This window comes from Micromonospora gifhornensis (assembly GCF_016863515.1).
Classification (GTDB): domain Bacteria; phylum Actinomycetota; class Actinomycetes; order Mycobacteriales; family Micromonosporaceae; genus Micromonospora; species Micromonospora gifhornensis.
The window spans coordinates 82,359-100,687 of sequence record NZ_BOPA01000017.1; the positions used below are offsets into that span (position 1 = coordinate 82,359).

General features: G+C 72.1%; 13 protein-coding genes. 6 read left to right on the top strand and 7 right to left on the bottom strand.

What is annotated here, in order from left to right; translation table 11 throughout:
• Positions 1 to 126: 126 nt before the first annotated feature.
• The gene (locus Vgi01_RS11785) at positions 127 to 1,710 is read right to left on the bottom strand and encodes a metallophosphoesterase (protein ID WP_204291029.1); all 1,584 of its coding nucleotides are present in this window, start codon (positions 1,708 to 1,710) and stop codon (positions 127 to 129) included.
• Between the two features lie 66 nt (positions 1,711 to 1,776).
• Entirely contained in the window at positions 1,777 to 2,952 is a 1,176-nt protein-coding gene (locus tag Vgi01_RS11790; protein WP_373306938.1) for a PQQ-dependent sugar dehydrogenase, read from the bottom strand.
• A gap of 87 nt (positions 2,953 to 3,039) precedes the next feature.
• On the opposite strand from Vgi01_RS11790, the gene Vgi01_RS11795 reads away from it, so the two are divergent.
• On the top strand, positions 3,040 to 3,966 hold the full coding sequence (locus Vgi01_RS11795; RefSeq protein WP_102659514.1) for a 2-hydroxyacid dehydrogenase: 927 nt from the start codon (positions 3,040 to 3,042) through the stop codon (positions 3,964 to 3,966).
• On the opposite strand, the gene Vgi01_RS11800 is transcribed toward Vgi01_RS11795, so the two are convergent.
• A complete protein-coding gene (locus Vgi01_RS11800) occupies positions 3,960 to 4,358 on the bottom strand; it encodes a PH domain-containing protein (RefSeq protein ID WP_204291030.1) in 399 nt (132 codons plus the stop codon). The genes Vgi01_RS11795 and Vgi01_RS11800 overlap by 7 nt on opposite strands.
• A 220-nt stretch (positions 4,359 to 4,578) precedes the next feature.
• Here Vgi01_RS11800 and Vgi01_RS11805 point away from each other — a divergent pair, with 220 nt between their 5' ends.
• Positions 4,579 to 6,900: a bifunctional diguanylate cyclase/phosphodiesterase gene (locus Vgi01_RS11805; protein WP_204291031.1), complete on the top strand. Its 2,322-nt coding sequence runs from the start codon at positions 4,579 to 4,581 to the stop codon at positions 6,898 to 6,900.
• A 13-nt stretch (positions 6,901 to 6,913) separates the two neighbouring features.
• Here the strand turns inward: Vgi01_RS11805 and Vgi01_RS11810 are convergent, their stop codons facing one another.
• Complete coding sequence (locus Vgi01_RS11810) at positions 6,914 to 7,936, bottom strand: LacI family DNA-binding transcriptional regulator (protein WP_102659517.1); 1,023 nt, start codon at positions 7,934 to 7,936, stop codon at positions 6,914 to 6,916.
• 299 nt (positions 7,937 to 8,235) lie between these two features.
• Between Vgi01_RS11810 and Vgi01_RS11815 the strand changes: the two genes are divergently transcribed.
• From Vgi01_RS11815 to Vgi01_RS11830, 4 genes are all read left to right on the top strand, one after another.
• Complete coding sequence (locus Vgi01_RS11815) at positions 8,236 to 10,815, top strand: glycoside hydrolase family 2 protein (RefSeq protein ID WP_204291032.1); 2,580 nt, start codon at positions 8,236 to 8,238, stop codon at positions 10,813 to 10,815.
• Positions 10,816 to 11,069: 254 nt separating this feature from the next.
• The gene (locus Vgi01_RS11820; RefSeq protein ID WP_204291033.1) at positions 11,070 to 11,801 is read left to right on the top strand and encodes an alpha/beta hydrolase family protein; all 732 of its coding nucleotides are present in this window, start codon (positions 11,070 to 11,072) and stop codon (positions 11,799 to 11,801) included.
• A gap of 105 nt (positions 11,802 to 11,906) precedes the next feature.
• Entirely contained in the window at positions 11,907 to 12,245 is a 339-nt protein-coding gene (locus tag Vgi01_RS11825; RefSeq protein WP_102659520.1) for an ArsR/SmtB family transcription factor, read from the top strand.
• Between the two features lie 50 nt (positions 12,246 to 12,295).
• Positions 12,296 to 13,942: a SulP family inorganic anion transporter gene (locus Vgi01_RS11830; RefSeq protein ID WP_204291034.1), complete on the top strand. Its 1,647-nt coding sequence runs from the start codon at positions 12,296 to 12,298 to the stop codon at positions 13,940 to 13,942.
• Between the two features lie 39 nt (positions 13,943 to 13,981).
• On the opposite strand, the gene Vgi01_RS11835 is transcribed toward Vgi01_RS11830, so the two are convergent.
• The 3 genes from Vgi01_RS11835 to ilvD form a co-directional block, all read right to left on the bottom strand.
• Positions 13,982 to 15,223 (bottom strand): endonuclease/exonuclease/phosphatase family protein, encoded by a 1,242-nt coding sequence (locus Vgi01_RS11835; protein WP_204291035.1) that lies wholly within the window; start codon positions 15,221 to 15,223, stop codon positions 13,982 to 13,984.
• Positions 15,224 to 15,328: 105 nt separating this feature from the next.
• Positions 15,329 to 16,438, bottom strand: a complete 1,110-nt coding sequence (locus Vgi01_RS11840; RefSeq protein ID WP_204291036.1) for a DUF4037 domain-containing protein — start codon at positions 16,436 to 16,438, stop codon at positions 15,329 to 15,331.
• Between the two features lie 16 nt (positions 16,439 to 16,454).
• On the bottom strand, positions 16,455 to 18,302 hold the full coding sequence (gene ilvD / locus Vgi01_RS11845) for a dihydroxy-acid dehydratase (RefSeq protein ID WP_204291037.1): 1,848 nt from the start codon (positions 18,300 to 18,302) through the stop codon (positions 16,455 to 16,457).
• Positions 18,303 to 18,329: the final 27 nt, after the last annotated feature.

An 18,329-nucleotide genomic window follows, 5' to 3' on the forward strand; every position in this document is an offset into this window, starting at 1 on the left:
GCACTTTTGGTCGCGACAAAAGGGGCGCAGTGGGCCATCTCGGCGACCAAAAGTGCAAGATCGCGGGAGGCAGGCAGGCGGGGCGGGGTGGGTGGGGTGGGTGGGGAGGGGTGGGGTGGGGTGGGGTTAGCGGGTGGGGGTGGGGGTTGGGGTGGTCAGGGGGGTGGGTGGGGGGTTGATGACGGTGCGTTCGAGGTTGACCTGGGCCTGGCCGGTGCCGCCGACGGTGATGTTGTCGTACGCCTGGAGCTGCTTCTCCTGGTCGAAGTAGAGCACCGTCATGGTCAGCGGGGTGGGCTCCTCGCCTTCGAGGCCGCGCAGGCCGGCGCCGCCGGTGGAGCCCTGCACCATCAGCGTGGTGGGCTGCTGGCCGGGGACCTCCGGCAGCTGGTCGATCTGCCGGCGGTGGATGTGGCCGGCGAGCACGAGCGGGGTGGTGCCGGCCAGCGGGGCGGCGATGACCGGGTCGTGCACCAGAGCGAGGTTCACCGGCTTGGGCGCGCTGCGGATCGTGGCGGCGAGCTTCTCACCCGTGGCGGTCAACTCGTCGGCGGTGGGCGGGATGAGCCCGCCGGCGGCCGGTGAGGTGCTCTTGTCCGGGGTGAAGCGGGGGTCGCCGATGCCGGCGATGGTGAGCCCGGCGACGGTGGTGGTCGCGTTGTCCAGCACGATCGCGTTCGGCTGACGGGCCACCGCCGCCGACGTACGCCCCGAGTCGTGGTTGCCCCGGATGTAGACGTACGGCTTGCGGAGCAGGCTGATCGAGCCGACGTAGGACGCCTCCGGTTCGCTGCCCCAGTCGGTGATGTCGCCGGTGTCGATGATCACGTCGATGCCGAACTGCTCCACCACTGTGCGGATGAGCTGCCAGGCGGTCGGGTTGAGGTGCATGTCGGAGATGTGCAGCACACGGGTGGTGCCCGGGTCCTGCTCGTACACGGGCAGCGCCGACACGGTGGTGTAGAGCTGGGTGACGTTGCCGATGAGGCGCTGGAGCTGCTCGGCGTACCGGGTGTAGTCGTTGGCGATCTTGCGTACGTCACCGACGATCGCGGGTGCGTTGACCAGCAGCCCTTCGTACGTCGGCTCCTCGATCGCCTGGGGCCGTAGCGTCGTCGCCGCGGTGCCCAGGCTGCCCGCGGTGATCAGCAGCGCCAGTGCGCCGGCCCAGGCGGCCCGGCGGGTGTTGCGGAAGACCAGCAGGGCCAGCAGCACGGTGGCCAGCACGGTGGCACCGAGCGTACGCAGCCCGAGGCGCAGCACGCCGTCGGTGACCTCGTCGACCGCCGACTGGGTGGCCCGGTTCAGGCTCGCCGGATCGTCCAGCAGTGCCTCGACCCGACTCTGGTCCAGCGCGCCCAGCTCGACGGTCAGCTGGGTCGGCCCGTCGTGGCTGTTGAGCAGGAGCGCCCCCAGCGGTGGGATCTTGACGGTGGTGCCACCGTCGACGGACGGCGAGAGGGACAGTTTGGCCCGGAACGGGCCGATGTCCGTGCCGACCTGCCCGCCGGCGAGGGTGCCGAGCAGCACTCCGGCCAGGGTGACGACCAGCACGGCCAGGGCGACCCCGATCCGGCGTACGCCGGTGAGCCGCCCGGAGCGGCGCGGCGCGGCATCGGTCTGCCGCAGTGACGCAAAGCGTCTCGGACGGCGGGCCGGCGTCTCGGCCTCCCGGCCGTGCTCCGGCTGCTCGTGTTCCTGATCACCCATGGTGAGATTCTGACCTGCCTGCCGAAGGATCTTGACAAACCTGAGGTGTGGTGCTTCGAGGGTGCCTCAGCTTCGCCCAGCTCCGCCACCTGCGAAAACAAGTCGCAACAGTCGGTCGTCCTCGGGGGCGGGTCGACCCCGGCCGTCATGGTTGGAGGTGCTCACCCAGATCGAGCCGTCCGGGGCGGCCGCGACGGCACGCAGTCGCCCGTACTGCTCGGTCAGCAGCGCCTGGGGCTGCCCGAGGACCGTACCGGTGTCGGTCAGCTCGACCAGCCAGAGCCGCTGGCCGCGCAGGCACGCGGTGGCCAGCGTCCGCTCGACGGCGGCCAGCCCCGAGCAGGACGCCTCGTCGGTCGGCCATTGCACGATGGGGTCGACGTACTTCTCGTCGTCGCCCTGGCCCTCGACCTCGGGCCAGCCGTAGTTCTTGCCCTTGGTGATCTGGTTGATCTCGTCCCAGGTGTTCTGACCGAACTCCACCGCGTACATCCGGTCGCCGTCCCAGGCGATGCCCTGCACGTTGCGGTGGCCCAGCGACCAGACGGGCGAGTCCGGGTACGGGTTGCCGGGTGCCGGCTTGCCGTCCGGGGTGATCCGCAGGATCTTGCCGCCGAGCTGCTTGACGTCCTGTGACTGGTCGGTGTCCCCGGCGTCGCCGGTGCTGGCGTAGAGCTGCCCGTCGGGGCCGAAGGCCAGCCCGCCGCCGTTGTGGATGCCCGCCTTGGGGATGCCGGTCAGGATCGGGGTGGGTTCCTCGCCGAGCCGCAGCCGGGCGATCCGGTTGTCCTGTTCGGCGGTGTAGTAGACGAAGACCGTGCGGTCCTGCGCGAACTTCGGTGACACGGCGATACCCAGCAGGCCACCCTCGCCCGAGGCGGCCACGTCGTCGATGGTCTGCACCTCGGTGACCCGCAGGCCGTCCGGGGACGACTCCGGGCCGACCTGGACGATCCGGCCGGTGTCGCGTTCGGTGACCAGAGCGCCGCCGTCGGGCAGGAAGGCGATGCCCCACGGCACCCGCAACCCCTTGGCGAGCACGGTGGCGACGACCTCCTGGCCGCCGTTGCCGGCGCTGGTCGACGGAGTGGGCAGGTTCGGGGGCTTACCGGCCGGGTCCGGCTCCGGTTCGCCGAGGCTGCAACCGGCGGCGGCCAGCAGGAGTGTCGCGCCGGACGCGGCGAGAAGCGTACGGAGCTTAAGGGCGCGGGAGACTGGGGGACTGGCGCTCACCCGGCCCAGGGTAGTCCGCTGCGGACGCGGGCGTCGGTGGGCGCGTACGCGGCCCCTCGGCGGCGGTAACCGTCGCGAGGGCTATCGTCAGCGGGCGTGAAGGTATGGATTCCGCACGAGACCGGCCACGACCTGCTGGGTGAGCTGCCGCCGGAGGTCGTCGTCGAGACGATGAGTGATCCGGCCCGGCTGCCGTCGTCGACGTCCGGCGTGCGTTTCTGGGTGCCACCCTTCCTCGCTCCGGCGGCGGCCACCGCCCTGCTGCGTGACCTGCCCGACCTGGCGGTGGTCCAGTTGCTCTCGGCGGGGGCGGACACCTGGGTCGGGCGGATTCCGCCGGGAGTCGTGCTCTGCGACGCCCGGGGCGTGCACGACCCGTCCACCGCCGAGTGGGTGGTCACCGCCATCCTGTCCCAGCTGCGCGGTTTCCCGGCGATGATCCGCGCCCAGGCGCAGCGGCGCTGGGTGTACGACGAGGTGGCGCCCACCGACGAACTGGCCGGCAAGCGGATCCTGATCGTCGGGGCCGGTTCGATCGGCACCGCCGTGCGTGACCGGCTGGCCCCGTTCGAGGTGCAGTTCGACCTGGTCGCCCGCACCCCGCGTCCCGAGCAGGGCGTGTACGGGGTCGAAGACCTGCCCACGCTGCTGCCACAGGCTGACGTCGTGGTGCTGCTGGTGCCGCTGACCGAGCAGACCCGAGGACTGGTGGACGAGTCGTTCCTGGCCGCGATGCGCGACGGCGCGTTGCTCGTCAACGCCGCCCGGGGGCCGGTGGTCGTCACCGAGGCGCTGGTCGCCGAGGTGGCCGGCGGCCGGATCCGGGCGGCCCTGGACGTCACCGACCCGGAGCCGCTGCCGGCCGATCATCCGCTCTGGGAGTTGCCGAACGTGCTGATCACTCCGCACGTGGCCGGGTCGGTGCGGGGGCTGTTGCCCCGGGCGTACCGCCTGGTGGGCCAGCAGATCCGGCGGTTCGTTGCCGGAGAACAGCCCGACAACGTGGTGGTGGACGGCTACTGAGCCACCGGGACGTCGTCGCGGTCGGCCACCGGGTCGCCTCGGTCGGCCGCCGCCACCAGCAGTGGCAGGTCGACGTGGCGTACCGCGGGCAGGACGAGTTGCCGACCGTCGTCGAGAAGGGCGACCGCCCGGCCGCGGGCGTCGCCGCCCAGCTCGACGATCTGGTCCCAGCGGATCTGGCGGTCGCCGAGCAGCGCCCGTAGCCGCAGCCCGTGCGGATTCGCATCGGTGCCGGCCCGCCAGGCCCAGACGGCCACCGTCAGGGGCACCAGCAGCACCGGCAGCAGGTACGCGCGGGCGTCGGCCAGTGGCAGGGCGCCGATGGTGGCGATGATCGCCCCGACCAGGATGGCCTGGTGGTGCCGGAATCGGGTGGTATCGGTGCGGCTCACCCCTCGATGATCCCACCATCGCCGGCCCGGACGGCAGTGGGTTGCGAACCGGTCCGTCCGGGGGCCCTGATTCTGTGTGGTCAACCGAGCGCGTACAGTGATCTGACTCAATGGGCGTCACTGATTGCGTGCTTGCTCGTTCTCGGGGGTGAGTAGCCGACCAGCCGTCCGCCCTCGCACCGCCGCACCGCCCCAGTGCCCCCTCACGAAGGCGAATGTCGTGCCCGTCGCGTCCGTGTTCCGCGCCATCGTCCGACGCTCCGCCCTGCCGGAGACGTGCGTACTAGCGGTGGTGTCCGTGCTTGTCGTCGTCGGTGCGGCCGGCTCGATGCCGGCGCTGGCGGTGGTGGCGCTCGCCGGTGCGGCCGGCTCGACGCTGGCCGGTGTACGGCTGTCCCGGCTCGCCGCCGGCCCCGATGCGCCGACCCTCGGTACGCCCGGCGGGCGGCTCGCCCGCCGTCGGGCCGCTCGGCCGCGTCGGGCCGCCGCCCTGCTGCACGCCGCGGTGGTGAGCGCCGGTCTGACCGCGGCGGTGCTGCCGCTGGTCGCCGTCGGTGGTCGCTCGACCGCCGCCGTCGCCGGGCTGGCCGGCACCGCTGCGCTGCTCGGCGGTGGCCTGTTCAGCCTGCCGCGCCGAGCGGCGACGCCGGGCCGGCTGTGGTGGCGTCGACTGCTCGACGGCGCTGTGGCCGGTGCCTGCCTGGTGTTCACCGCCTGGCTGCTGCTGCCGTACGCGGGCGTGCCGACCCCGGTGCGCCTGGTCGCGGCGGTGGCCATCGGTCTGCTGGCCGGCAGCGTGCTCGCCCTGCTGACCGGGCCGGACCGTGCGTCCGGCATCACCCGCTGCCGGGCCGGCGCGGGACTGATCCTGCTCGCGTTGACGCTGCTGGCTGCGCTGCCGACCGGGGTCGGGCGCGCGGCCCTGCTGGCGGTCGCGCCGCTGGTGATCGGCGTGCTGCTGACCGCCGCCGGGGTACGGCGCGTGGTGGAGGCGGGCGGGGAACCGCCACTTGCCCCGGTGGTCTGGCCGCGGGTGGTGGTCCCGGCGATCGGGGTGGTGCTGGCCGTCGTGCACCAGTTGCAGTCCGGGCAACTGCCCGACCACACCACCGTCGTGCTCGCCCTCGCCGCGGTGCCCGCCCTGGTGGCTCGTGAACTGCTAAACGTCGGGCCACAGACCACCCAGGCCCAGACCACCCCGACCCAGGCCACGCCGACCCAGGCCACCCCGGCTCACACCGCCCCGGCTCACACCGCCCCGCCTCCGACCGCCGAGACCGGGGCCGGAAAGACCGGGGCCGGGGCCGTCGTCGGGGAGCCCGTACCGGTTGGACGTGCCGCCCTGCTGCGGGCGCTGGCGGCGCGGTCGGAGTCGGCGACCGGCACCCTGCTGGTGGTGGACCTGCACCTCACCGAGGTGCCCGGGGTGTCCGCGCGGGACGACGTGGCCGCCGAGGCCGTGCGTCGGGCGAGGGCTGTGACGGCCGTCGACGACGAGGTGATCGACCTGGCCGGCAGCGGTTTCGCGGTGGTCACCGGCGTGGCGGCGCTGCTGGCCTACGCGTTGGGCGCTCGGCTGCTCGAGGCGTTGGACCGACCGTACGAGGTGTCCGGCGCGGTGCTGCGCTCGCGGGCCAGCGTCGGGTTGGCCGAACTGGCCCACGGCCGGCCGGAGGACGTGTTGCGCCAGGCGGACCTGGCCCGACGACGCGCGGTGCAGCTCGGTCGGGACCGGATCGAGTGGTACGACGCGTACCTGGAGGAGCAGCTGGTCCGTCGGCTGGATCTGGAGCGGGAACTGCCCGGCGCGGTCGCCCGAGGCGAGCTGGATCTGGTCTACCAACCGGTGATCGGGCTCGCCGACCGGCTGCCGGTCGGTACGGAGGCGCTGCTGCGCTGGCGCAGCCCGGTCCTCGGCACGGTGTTTCCGGCCGAGCTGCTGCCGGTGGCGGAGGATCTCGACATCGTCGGTGAACTGGGTGTCTGGGTGTTGGACCGGGCCTGCCGGCAGGTGGCGGAGTGGTCAGTGGGCGGGCGGCGGCTGTGGATGGCGGTGAACGTCACCACCCGTGAACTGATCTCACCGGACTTCGTACCCCGGACGGCGGCGGTGCTTGCCGCACACGGGGTGGCACCGGACCAGTTGGTGATCGAGGTGGCCGAGCCGCGGGTCTGCACCGAGCTGCCGACCGTCGTGGCCCGACTGGCCGGGCTGCGGTCGTTGGGCATCCGCACCGCGCTTGACGACTTCCGGGCCGAGCAGGCATCCCTCGCCCAGCTCCGGCGACTGCCGATCGACCTGCTCAAGGTCGGGCCGGAGGTGACCGAGGCGAGCCGGGACCGCCCCCTGCTGGACGTGGTGGTCACCGTCGCCGACCGGTTGGGCGCGGAACTGGTGGCCGAGGGGCTGGAGTCCGCCCATCAGGTGGAGGCGGCCTGCCGTGCGGGGTGCCGCTACGGCCAGGGGTACGAGTTGGCGCGTCCCGCGACGGCCGAGCGGGTCGAGGCGTACTTCGAGGAGTTCCCGTCCGCCTCGCGGTGAATGCTTAACCGGTTCATGCCCCTATGCGGGGCGGGCCGGTGCTGCCGCGAGGCGTCAGGTGTGCCTGCTCGTCCTCCAGGTCGGTCGCCGGCGCACCCTCGATCAGTTGCAGGAGTTGCCGGGCGGCGTGTGCGCCGTACGCGGGGATGTCGCGTCCCACCGCGGTCAGTGGCGGATGCACCAGCCGACACAGTGGCGAGTCGTCCCAGGCCACGATGGACAGATCGGCGGGGACGGCGAGACCCATCTCCTGGGCCACCGACAGTCCGGCGATGGCCATCACGTCGTTGTCGTAGATGACAGCGGTGGGGCGGATCCGGGAGCTGAGCAGCCGACGGGTCGCCCGCGCACCCTCCTCGCCGGTGTAGTCGGTGGAGGCGACGACCGCCTCGGCGAGACCGAGGCGCTGGCACACCTCGGTGAAGGCCTGCGTGCGGATGGTGGTGTGCAGCAGGTCGGGCAGGCCGGCGACGCGGGCCACCCGGCGATGCCCCAGGGCGTACAGGTATTCCACTGTCTCCACCAGGGCCGCCGCGTCGTTCGACCAGACGCTGGCCAACCGGCCGGTGCCGGTCGGCCCGCCGATCACCACGGCGGGCAGCCGCAACTCCTCAAGCACCGGCACCCGCTGGTCGTCGGTGCGCAGGTCGCAGACGAGCACCCCGTCGACCCGCCGCTCACCCCACCACCGGCGGTAGACCGCGATCTCGGCGTCGGCATCGGCCACCACCTGCAGGGTCAGCGCGTACGACCGGGCGGAGAGTTCCACCTCGACGCCGCTGATCAACTCCATGAAGAACGGTTCGATGCCGAGCGTCTGGGCGGGCCGAGCGAGGATCAGGCCGATCGCCCGGGCGGTCGCGCCGGACAACGCACGGGCCGCGCTGCTCGGGCTGAAGCCGATCTCGGCGGCGATGGCGAGGATGCGTTGTCGGGTCGCCTCGGAGACGCCGGGCTGGCCGTTGAGCGCGTACGACACCGCGCCCTTGGAAACCCCCGCCCGGCGGGCGACATCCGCGATCGTGGGCCGCTTCACCGGCGTGCGCCCCCCTGAGCCAGTCCGTTGTCGCTGGACAGGCTACCCCTCGACCGCCATCGGCCAGGCGCGGGCCGGAACGGCGCTGCTTGTTCGGTTCAGTCCGAACGATGGCGTCGATTCCGGGCTGCACGACAACAAGGTGTCCGGCCTGAAGTCCCGATCAGTAAAGGGTTTTCGGGCCGAAGACGATGTCCCGGTCGCACCGTTGACACTCGGGAAGTGCACCCGTACGGTGGCGTCACTTATCCGGTTCAGTCGACATTTCTCGACCTGTGGGGACGGGGAGCGGTGACATCGTGAGCGACGCGCGGGGGACCGGTCCGCTTCGGCAGGCGCTGCACGACGGCTGGACCCTGCGGGCGGTGTCCGGCCCGCAGGTGCCACCCGAGATCGACGGCGTGACGGTGCCGGCCACCGTGCCCGGCTGCGTGCACACCGATCTGCTCGCCGCCGGGTTGATCCCCGACCCGTACCTCGACGACAACGAGACCGCGCTGGCCTGGATCGGGCACACCGACTGGTCGTACGAGACGACCTTCGACCGCCCGGGCGGCACCCACCAGCGGCTCGACCTGGTCTGTGCCGGGCTCGACACGGTCGCCACGGTCACCGTCAACGGCGTCGAGGTCGGCCGCACCGAGAACATGCATCGCGGCTACCGCTTCGACGTCACCTCGCTGCTCCAACCCACAGACAACACCCTGGCCGTACGCTTCGACTCCGCCTACCGGTACGCCCACGCGCACCGCGACCGCCTCGGCGACCGGCCCAACGCCTACCCCGAGCCGTTCCAGTTCATCCGCAAGATGGCCTGCAACTTCGGCTGGGACTGGGGGCCGACCCTGGTCACCGCCGGCATCTGGCAGGAGATCGGCCTGCACGGCTGGTCGGTCGCCCGGCTGGCCACCGTACGCCCGCTGGTCACGCTCGACGGCGTCGACGGGCGGGTGGCGGTGCAGGTCGAGGTGGACCGGCTGGCCGACCTGCCGCTCACCGTGCGGGCCCAGGTGGCCGGGGTGACCGCCGAGACGACAGTCGCAGCAGGACAGCGGAGCGCCACACTGACCCTCGACGTGCCGCGACCCGCCCTGTGGTGGCCGCGAGGTCACGGCGACCAGCCCCGTCACGACCTGGACGTCACCCTGCACGGGCCGGACGGCGACCTGCTCGACGCCTGGCACCGGCGGATCGGCTTCCGCTCGGTACGCCTCGACACCACCCCGGACGCCCACGGCGCGCCGTTCACCCTGCACGTCAACGGGGTGCCGATCTTCGTCCGGGGGGTGAACTGGATCCCCGACGACGTCTTCCCGACCCGGGTCACCCGCGAGCGCCTGACCCACCGCTTCGACCAGGCCGTCGACGCCAACATCAACCTGCTGCGGGTCTGGGGCGGCGGCCGGTACGAGTCGGACGACTTCTACGACCTGGCCGACGAACGTGGCCTGCTGGTGCAGCAGGACTTCCTCTTCGCCTGCGCGGCCTACCCCGAGGAGGAGCCGTACGCCGGTGAGGTCGCCGCCGAGGCCGCCGAGCAGGTGACCCGGCTGGCGTCGTACCCGTCGCTGGTGCTGTGGACCGGCAACAACGAGAACATCTGGGGCTGGCACGACTGGGGTTGGCAGGAGCAGTTGGCCGGGCGCACCTGGGGGCGCGGCTACTACCTGGACCTGCTGCCCCGCATCGTCGCCGAGTTGGATCCGACGCGCCCGTACTGGCCCGGCAGCCCCTGGTCGGGCAGCGAGCAGATCCACCCCAACGACCCGGCGTACGGCACCACCCACATCTGGGACGTGTGGAACACCGACGACTACGTGAAGTACCGCGACCACCTGCCCCGGTTCGTCGCGGAGTTCGGCTACCAGGGCCCACCGGCGTACGCGACGCTGCGCCGGGCGCTTACCGACGAGCCGCTCGCCCCGGACTCGCCCGGCATGGCGCACCACCAGAAGGCCATCGACGGCGACGCGAAACTGCGCCGAGGGCTGGACGCCCACCTGCCCGCGCCGCGCGACTTCGACGACTGGCACTACTTCACCCAGCTCAACCAGGCCCGCGCCATCCAACTCGGGGTGGAACACTTCCGCTCCCACCGCGGGCTGTGCATGGGCACCATCGTCTGGCAGCTCAACGACTGCTGGCCGGTCACCTCCTGGTCGGCCGTGGACGGCGACGGCCGGCGCAAACCCTTGTGGTACGCGCTGCGCCGGGCGTACGCCGACCGGCTGCTCACCGTGCAGCCCCGCGACGACGGCCAGTCCGGCACCGGCGGCCGGTCCGGCACCGATGGCCGGTCCGGCGACGGCTTCCGAACCGACGCCGGTGGGCTGGTGCTGGTCGCGGTAAACGACGGTGGCCAACCCTGGCGTGCGTCGGTGACGGTCACCCGGCTGACCGTCACCGGGGACCCACGGGCGAAGACGACGCTGGCACTCGACGTCCCCGCGTACGGCACGGTCAACCTGGCGCTGCCGGCGGAGCTGACCCGACCCGACGAGGCCCGGCGCGAACTGCTGATCGCCGACGCCGGTGATCCCGCCGGCCGTGCGCTCTGGTTCTTCGCCGAGGACCGCGAGATCGACTACCCGCCGGCCGAGTACGACGCCACGGTCGAGCCGGCCGACAGCGGCCAACTGGTCCGGGTAACCGCCCGCACCATCCTGCGCGACCTCACGCTCTTCCCCGACCGGCTCGACCCGTCCGCCCAGGTCGACGACGCCCTGATCACCCTGCTCCCCGGCGAGTCGACCACCTTCACCGTCCGCTCGACCCCACCGCTCGACCCCACCGCCCTCACCACCCGCCCCACCCTCCGCTGCGTCAACGACCAACAACCGCACGTCCCCGGCCCCGTCCCTGGCACTCGCGCTGGTTGATCAAGAGGTTTGCGTCTGGAATCCGGCCGGATCCGACGCAAATCTCTTGATCAACGCTTACTGGGAGAGGTGGTGGGGCGGTAGTAATGCGGTGGCGGGGGGTGGGGGGTGCTGTTAGGTTTCGCGGAGGCCGTGGGCAGAGCGAGGGGGTGGTATCCGTGAATGGGTCGACATGGGTGCTCCACTCAGGGGTCACGGTCGGGCGATAGGTCGTCCGGGAGCGCCGTTCACGAGCACTCCCGAAAGGCACGACCATGGAGTTCACTTCCGAACAGCGCCTCCACGACGGTGTCCTCGAGCGCGAATTCACCCTCGGCGAGATTCCCGGCATTCTGTGGACGCCCGCATCCGTATCCGCTCCGGCGCCGGTGATCCTGCTCGGCCACCCCGGCGGACTGCCGACGATGTATCCCCGATTGGCGGCCCGGGCCCAGCATTGCGCAGCGGTGGGCTTCGCCGCCGCCACCATCGAGCTTCCCGGTGGCGGTAACCGGTCCCGTCTCGTCGCCGTCGAGGAGGCCCGCACCGAGCTGCGCCGGGCACTGAAGGCCGGCGAGCCGGTCGGCGACGAGGTAGTCGACCGGCTTGTTCTGCCACTTGTCGACCAGGCGGTCCCGGAATGGCGGGCCGCCCTGGACGCCCTGCTCTCGCTGCCCGAAATCGGCGGCCCGGTCGGGTACTCGGGCGGAATCATCGCCATTGGCATCCGGCTGGCGGTGGTCGAGCCGCGCATCTCGGCCGCCCTGCTGTTCGCCGGTAGTTTCGTGCCCCGCGCCATGTTCGAGGAGGCCCGGAAGGTCACCATTCCGCTACAGGTTCTGCTGCAGTGGGACGACGAAGGAAACGACAGGCAGCAGGCCCTTCAGCTGTTCGACGCCTTCGGCTCGACGGAGAAGACACTGCACGCCAACATGGGCGGGCACACCGGCGTCCCGCAGTTCGAGGCAGACGACGCGAACCGGTTCTTCGCCCGACACCTGAGGTGAGGCCGGACCGTCCGGCCCGGCAGCGGACGATCTTCTGACTTTAAGAATCCTGCAAGTGCTAAAGTCTTCAGGGTGCCCGTCCGGGCGCGGCGAGGAGGCTGAGGCGTGTCGGTGCCGCTGTACCAGGCGAAGGCGGAGTTGTTCCGCACCCTCGGGCATCCCGTCCGCATCCGGGTGCTGGAGTTGCTCCAGGACGGCCCCAAGCCGGTGCGTGATCTGCTCGCCGTCATCGACGTCGAGGCGTCCAACCTCTCCCAGCAGCTCGCCGTGCTGCGCCGCGCCGGCATGGTCACCACCTACCGGGACGGTGCCCTGGTGATGTACGCGTTGAGCACCCCCGACGTGGCCGACCTGCTGGCCGCCGGACGGCGGATCCTCGGCGCGGTGCTCGCCGACCGGGACGGCCTGCTCGACGAGTTGCGGGCCGGCGGGCCGAACCAGTGAGCGGCGCCGAGGCGGCTACTCCCGCCACACCGCGTCCTGCCCTCGCCGCCGTGTGGGGGCGGGTCCGTGCCCTGCTGCCCGGCCGGGCCGACCTTGCGGCGGTACGCCGAGCGCCCCGCCGCGACCTGCTCGCCGGGCTCACCGTCGCCATCGTCGCGCTGCCCCTGGCCCTCGCCTTCGGGGTCACCTCCGGGCTGGGGGCGGAGGCCGGGCTGATCACCGCCGTGGTCGCCGGTGCCGTGGCCGCCGTCTTCGGCGGCTCCAACCTCCAGGTCTCCGGGCCGACCGGCGCGATGACCGTGGTGCTGGTGCCGATCGTGGCGCAGTTCGGGGCGAACGGCGTGCTGCTTGTCGGCGCGATGGCCGGAGTGATCCTGCTCGTCCTGGCCTTCGCGCGCTTCGGCCGATTTGTCAGGTATCTCCCTGTCCCGGTGATCGAGGGCTTCACCGCCGGCATCGCCGTGGTCATCGCCCTGCAACAGGTGCCGGCCGCGCTCGGCGTCACCGATGCGCAGGGCGAACGGGTCTGGGCGGTGGCCGCCGACGCGGTCGCCCGTTTCGTCGTACACCCGCACCCGGCTGCGATCGCGGTGGCCCTGGGTGTCGCGGCGGCGATGCTGATCGGTGCCCGGTGGCGTCCCGGCGTGCCGTTCTCGCTGCTGGCCGTGGCCGCCGCCACGATCGTCGCGGAACTCGTACCTGTCGACCTGATCCGCATCGGCGCCCTGCCGCAGACGTTGCCCGCGCCGTCGCTGGACTTCCTGGACCTCGGTGCGGTGGGGGTCCTGCTGCCCGCCGCATTCGCGGTGGCGGCGCTTGCCGCGCTGGAGAGCCTGCTCTCGGCCACCGTCGCCGACGGGATGACTGTCGACCAGCGGCACGACCCGGATCGGGAACTGTTCGGGCAGGGGCTGGCCAACCTGGCGTCCCCGCTGTTCGGCGGCATCCCGGCCACCGCGGCGATCGCACGTACCGCGGTGAACGTCCGGGCCGGCGCGGTGTCCAAGCTCGCCGCGCTCACCCACGCCGTCGCCCTGGCCGGCATCGTGCTGGCCGCCGCGCCGCTCGTCGGTCGGATCCCCCTCGCGGCGCTCGCCGGGGTCCTGCTGGCCACCACGGTACGGATGGTGGAGGCCGCCTCGCTGTGGGCGCTGGCCCGCGCCACCCGGGGCGACGCGCTGGTGCTCGTGCTCACCTTCGCCGTCACCGTCATCTGGGACCTGGTCACCGCCGTGGCGGTCGGCGTCGGCGTCGCCATCGTGGTGGCGCTGCGTGCCGTGGCCCGCAGCGCCAAACTCGAACAGGTCCCCCTGGACGCCCACGACCACACCGCCGAGGAGCAGGCCCTGCTCGCCGAGCACATCGTGGCCTACCGGCTCGACGGGCCGCTCTTCTTCGCCGCCGCGCACAACTTCCTGCTCCAGCTCTCCGACGTGGCCGACGTCCGGGTGGTCATCCTCCGGATGGCCCGGGTCACCACAATCGACGCCACAGGTGCCCAGGTGCTCGGCGACGCCATCCGCCGGCTTCAGGGGCGCGGCATCACCGTGCTGCTCTCCGGCATCGATCCCGGCCACGACCAGGTGCTGGACACCCTCGGCGTGGCCGACCAGCTCCGCCGCGACAACCTGATCTTCTCCGACACCCCGGCGGCCATCGCGTACGCCCGCACCCTCGCCCTGCCCGCCCCCGCCTGACCAGCGGGCGACGACCGGACGCCGTTGCGGCGGGCAGCCTCAGCGCAGGTCGAGCCAGACCAGCCGGTGGTCGGAGGTGGGGAAGCCACCCGGCAGGGTGGGGGAGTAGTCGCCGACCAGCCGGAACAGCGGGTCACCCGGCACCGGCCAGAAGACCCCGGCGGCACGGACCGGCAGACCCCGGCTCGGCAGCAGGTAGTCGACCCGCAGGTTGCCGGGGCTGGTGTCGGCGAAGTCGCCGGTGTCGAAGCGCGGATCGCCGCGGTGGTCGAGGTTCGCGCCGCCCTGCCGCTGCGCTGCGGCGGTGCCACCCGCGCTGGCCGGCACGACCCGATCGTCGACGCGGGGGTGGTCGAGCAGTTGCTGCGCCGCGCCGGGCACGCTGTCGCCGTCGTACGGGTCGGCGTTGAGGTCCCCGGCGATCACGAAGGCCGCGCCGGGCTGGAGCCCGCCGCGCCGCCCGGCGTCGTCGTAGATGTAGCCGCCCCGGCCAGGGGAGACGTAGTCGGCCCAGAAGCGGATCTCGTCGTGGTTGCGGCGGCCGTTGCGGTCCTCCGGCCCGTCGAAGATCGGCGGCGTCGGGTGGCTGGCCAGCAGGTGCACGGTACGGCCCGGCAACCGGATCGGCAGGTCCCAGTGGCTCTTCGAGGACAGCCGCAGGTCGGCAAGTTCCGCCGGGGAGTACCAGTCGGCCGGCTCGGGGGTGGACGGGTCGTCGGGCAGCAGCGCGCCGGGCATGTCCCGCCAGCGGAACGTCTGGAACGTACGGACCTTCGCCACGTCGATCGGGTACGCCGAGTAGACCGCCATGCCGTACTGGCCGGGAAAGAGACCGAAACCGTACGCGTCGTCGGGCCCGCCGACGGTGCCGTCGTTGTTGAGATCGTGGCCGGAGGGGACACCGGTGTTCGACGGTGCGGCGTACCGGTACGGGTAGTGGATGGCCCGGGTGCCGTTGCGTGGCACGGAGAGGTAGTTGTCCTGGAAGAGCGCCAACGCCCGGCCGGCCGGGTCGTGATCGAACTCGTTGATCAGCAGTACGTCGGGGCGTACCCGCTGGATCACCTCGGCGACGTTGGCGGCCTGGGCGTTGTCCCGGCGGGACAGGTCGGCGACCAGCCCACCGGCGGTGTCCCGGTTCAGCGAGGCGTTGAACGTGGCCACCCGTACCGGTGCGGGGTGCCGTCCACCGGCACCCGCCGGCGCCGCCACCGCGAACGTCGCCGTCACCGCGAGCAGCGCCGCCGTGACACCGGCGCAGAGCCTCCGCCTCGCACCCATCGACGTACCTCCCCATTCACGATCCACGATCGCCACGCTACCGAAAACGGCACGGCGGCAGGGTGAACCGTGATCGACGATCGTGCGTGCTGCCGGGACGGGTGCTCAGGGTGCGTGTGGTCCGTACAGTGCGCCGGTGACCGCGCGGGCCCGGTCGGCCACACCGAGGACGTCGGTGCTGTCCACGAACTGGTCCACGCCGCCCACGTGCCGTGGCAGCGTCGACACCTCCGGGTCGGTGATCGCCCGGTGGGTGGCGTCGGCGAAGCGGTCCGCGGCCAGCACCCGCATCGGTCGATCGTGGAACGGACGCACCGTGGGCTCGACCGGGTCGCAGAGGCCGAGGTCGTTGTGCGCGCGGGCGAGATGTTCGTACGCGGCGCAGAGCGCGCTTTCACGGTGCGGCCAGTCGGCGGCGGTGAGGGCATCGGTGAGCAGCGGTTGCAGCGTCGGGGCGCAGCGCAGCCGGACGAACGCCGTACCCAGCCATTTGGCGTAGGGCGGGTAGCGACGTTCGACGAGCAGCGCCAGGCGCATCAGGTCGCGGACCAGCCGGGCGGTGACCAGCCGGGAGCCGAGGTCGTCGCCGACCTCCGCACACCGGCCGGGGAAGGCTTCCTCCTGGGCGATGCGCCGCCACTGGCAGGCCAGCAGGTATCGCCAGATGTCGTCGGGATACCAGGCGAGCGCGGCGCGAATCGACGTCAGGTGGCCGAGACCGTCGTGGAAGACCGCACCCGAGGTGACCTCCAGCAGCCGTTGGGTGGGGATGGCCAGCCAGTCGCGGGCGTGCATGCCGTCGCGTGGGTCGGCGCCGAGGTGGGTGGCGAGCCAGGTGTCGAGGTCGAACACCTCGATGCGGTGCGCGATCGGGGCGTCGCCGGCAGGTTGCAGGGTGCGCGAACGTCCGGGTTCGGGTGGGCTGAAGTTCGTGCTCCAGCCCTGCACCGAGGAGGGCAGCCGCTCGGCGAGCACGCCGACGAGGTCGTCGGCGTGCCGCCGGGCGTCTGCGGGTGTCAGGAACAGCAGCAGGCGCGGTCCCCAGTCGTGGTCGGTCGAGCGGGCGGTGTCGTAGCCGAGCACGTCCGAACCCGGGCCCAGCAGCGCCGCCGAGTGCACCAGCCGAGGGAAGGCGACGTCGAGGATCGGCCGTACCGCCTCGTGGTACGTGCTCGCCGCCAGCGACAGACCGGGAACGAACGCCGGTACCCGCACCGTCTGCGCGTCTAGCTCACTCGGGGACGCGACGGTACGCGCCGTCGCTGGCGGAGGTGGCCATCGAGGCGTACGCGCGCAGCGCCGCGGAGACCGGGCGTTGCCTGTCGACCGGGGTGTACGGGCGGTCCCGCTTCTCCTGGGCGACCCGTCGGGCGTCCAGCACGTCGGCCGGCACGTTCAACTCGATCGACCGGTTCGGGATGTCGATGACGATCTCGTCGCCCGGCTCCACAAGCGCGATCAGCCCGCCGGCGGCGGCCTCGGGGGAGGCGTGGCCGATGGACAGGCCCGAGGTGCCACCGGAGAACCGGCCGTCGGTGAGCAGCGCGCAGGCCCGGCCCAGTCCTCGGCCCTTGAGGAACGAGGTGGGGTAGAGCATCTCCTGCATGCCGGGGCCGCCCTTGGGGCCCTCGTAGCGGATCACCACCACGTCCCCGGCGACGATCTCCTTGGCCAGGATGGCGGTCACCGCGTCGTCCTGCGACTCGTACACCTTCGCCGGACCGCGGAAGGTCAGGCACTCCTCGGGCACCCCGGCGGTCTTCACCACGCAGCCGTCCGGTGCCAGGTTGCCGTAGAGGATGGCCAACCCGCCGTCGGCGCTGTACGCGTGCTCCAGGTCCCGGATGCAGCCCTCGGCGGCGTCGGTGTCCAGGGTGGACCAGCGGTTGGTGGTGGAGAACGGCTCGGTGGTGCGCACCCCGCCCGGCGCGGCGTGGAACAACTCGGTCGCCTCGGGGGTGGCCGAGCCGCCGCGCACGTCCCAGTCGGCCAGCCAGCGCTCCAGAGTGGGGGAGTGCACCGCGTGCACGTCCCGGCGCAGCAGGCCGGCGCGGTCCAGTTCGCCGAGGATGGCCGGGATGCCACCGGCCCGGTGCACGTCCTCCATGTGGTACTGCGGGGAGTTCGGGGCGACCTTGGCCAGGCAGGGCACCCGGCGGGAGATCTCGTCGATGTCGGCGACGGTGAAGTCCAGTTCGGCCTCGCGGGCGGCGGCCAGCAGGTGCAGGATCGTGTTTGTCGAGCCACCCATCGCCACGTCCAGGGCGACGGCGTTCTCGAACGCGGCCCGGGAGGCCACCACCCGGGGCAGCACCGAGTCGTCGTCCTGGTCGTACCACCGCTTGGCGATGTCCACGACGGTGCGGCCGGCCTCGACGAACAGCGACCGCCGCGCGGCGTGGGTGGCAAGCGTCGAGCCGTTGCCGGGCAGCGCCAGCCCGATCGCCTCGGTGAGGCAGTTCATCGAGTTCGCGGTGAACATGCCCGAGCAGGAGCCACAGGTCGGGCAGGCGGAACGCTCGATCTCGCCGAGCTGGTCGTCGGTGACCGCCTCGTTGGAAGAGGCGATCATCGCGTCGATCAGGTCGATCTTGGAGTGGACGATGCCCTCGATGGCCACCGTCTTGCCGGCCTCCATCGGGCCGCCGGAGACGAAGACGGTCGGGATGTTGAGCCGCAGCGCGGCCAGCAGCATGCCGGGGGTGATCTTGTCGCAGTTGGAGATGCAGACCAGGGCGTCGGCGCAGTGCGCGTTGACCATGTACTCCACCGCGTCGGCGATCAGCTCCCGGCTGGGCAGGGAGTAGAGCATGCCGCCGTGGCCCATGGCGATGCCGTCGTCGACCGCGATCGTGTTGAACTCCCGGCCCACCCCGCCGGCCTCGGCCACCGCGTCGGCCACCAGGCCGCCCATGTCCTTGAGGTGTACGTGACCCGGGACGAACTGGGTGAAACTGTTCGCGATGGCGACGATCGGCTTGCCGAAATCGTCGTCGGTCATCCCGGTGGCCCGCCACAGGGCCCGGGCACCGGCCATCGTCCGACCGTGCGTGGAGGTCTTCGACCGCAGCTCAGGCATGTGTACCAGTCTGACACCGGCGAACCG

Bases quoted from the DNA above. Each gene is read 5' to 3' on its own strand.
- ilvD (WP_204291037.1), bottom strand. From the start codon at position 18,302: ATGCCTGAGCTGCGGTCGAAGACCTCCACGCACGGTCGGACGATGGCC.
- Vgi01_RS11835 (WP_204291035.1), bottom strand. From the start codon at position 15,223: ATGGGTGCGAGGCGGAGGCTCTGCGCCGGTGTCACGGCGGCGCTGCTC.
- Vgi01_RS11785 (WP_204291029.1), bottom strand. From the start codon at position 1,710: ATGGGTGATCAGGAACACGAGCAGCCGGAGCACGGCCGGGAGGCCGAG.
- Vgi01_RS11820 (WP_204291033.1), top strand. From the start codon at position 11,070: ATGGAGTTCACTTCCGAACAGCGCCTCCACGACGGTGTCCTCGAGCGC.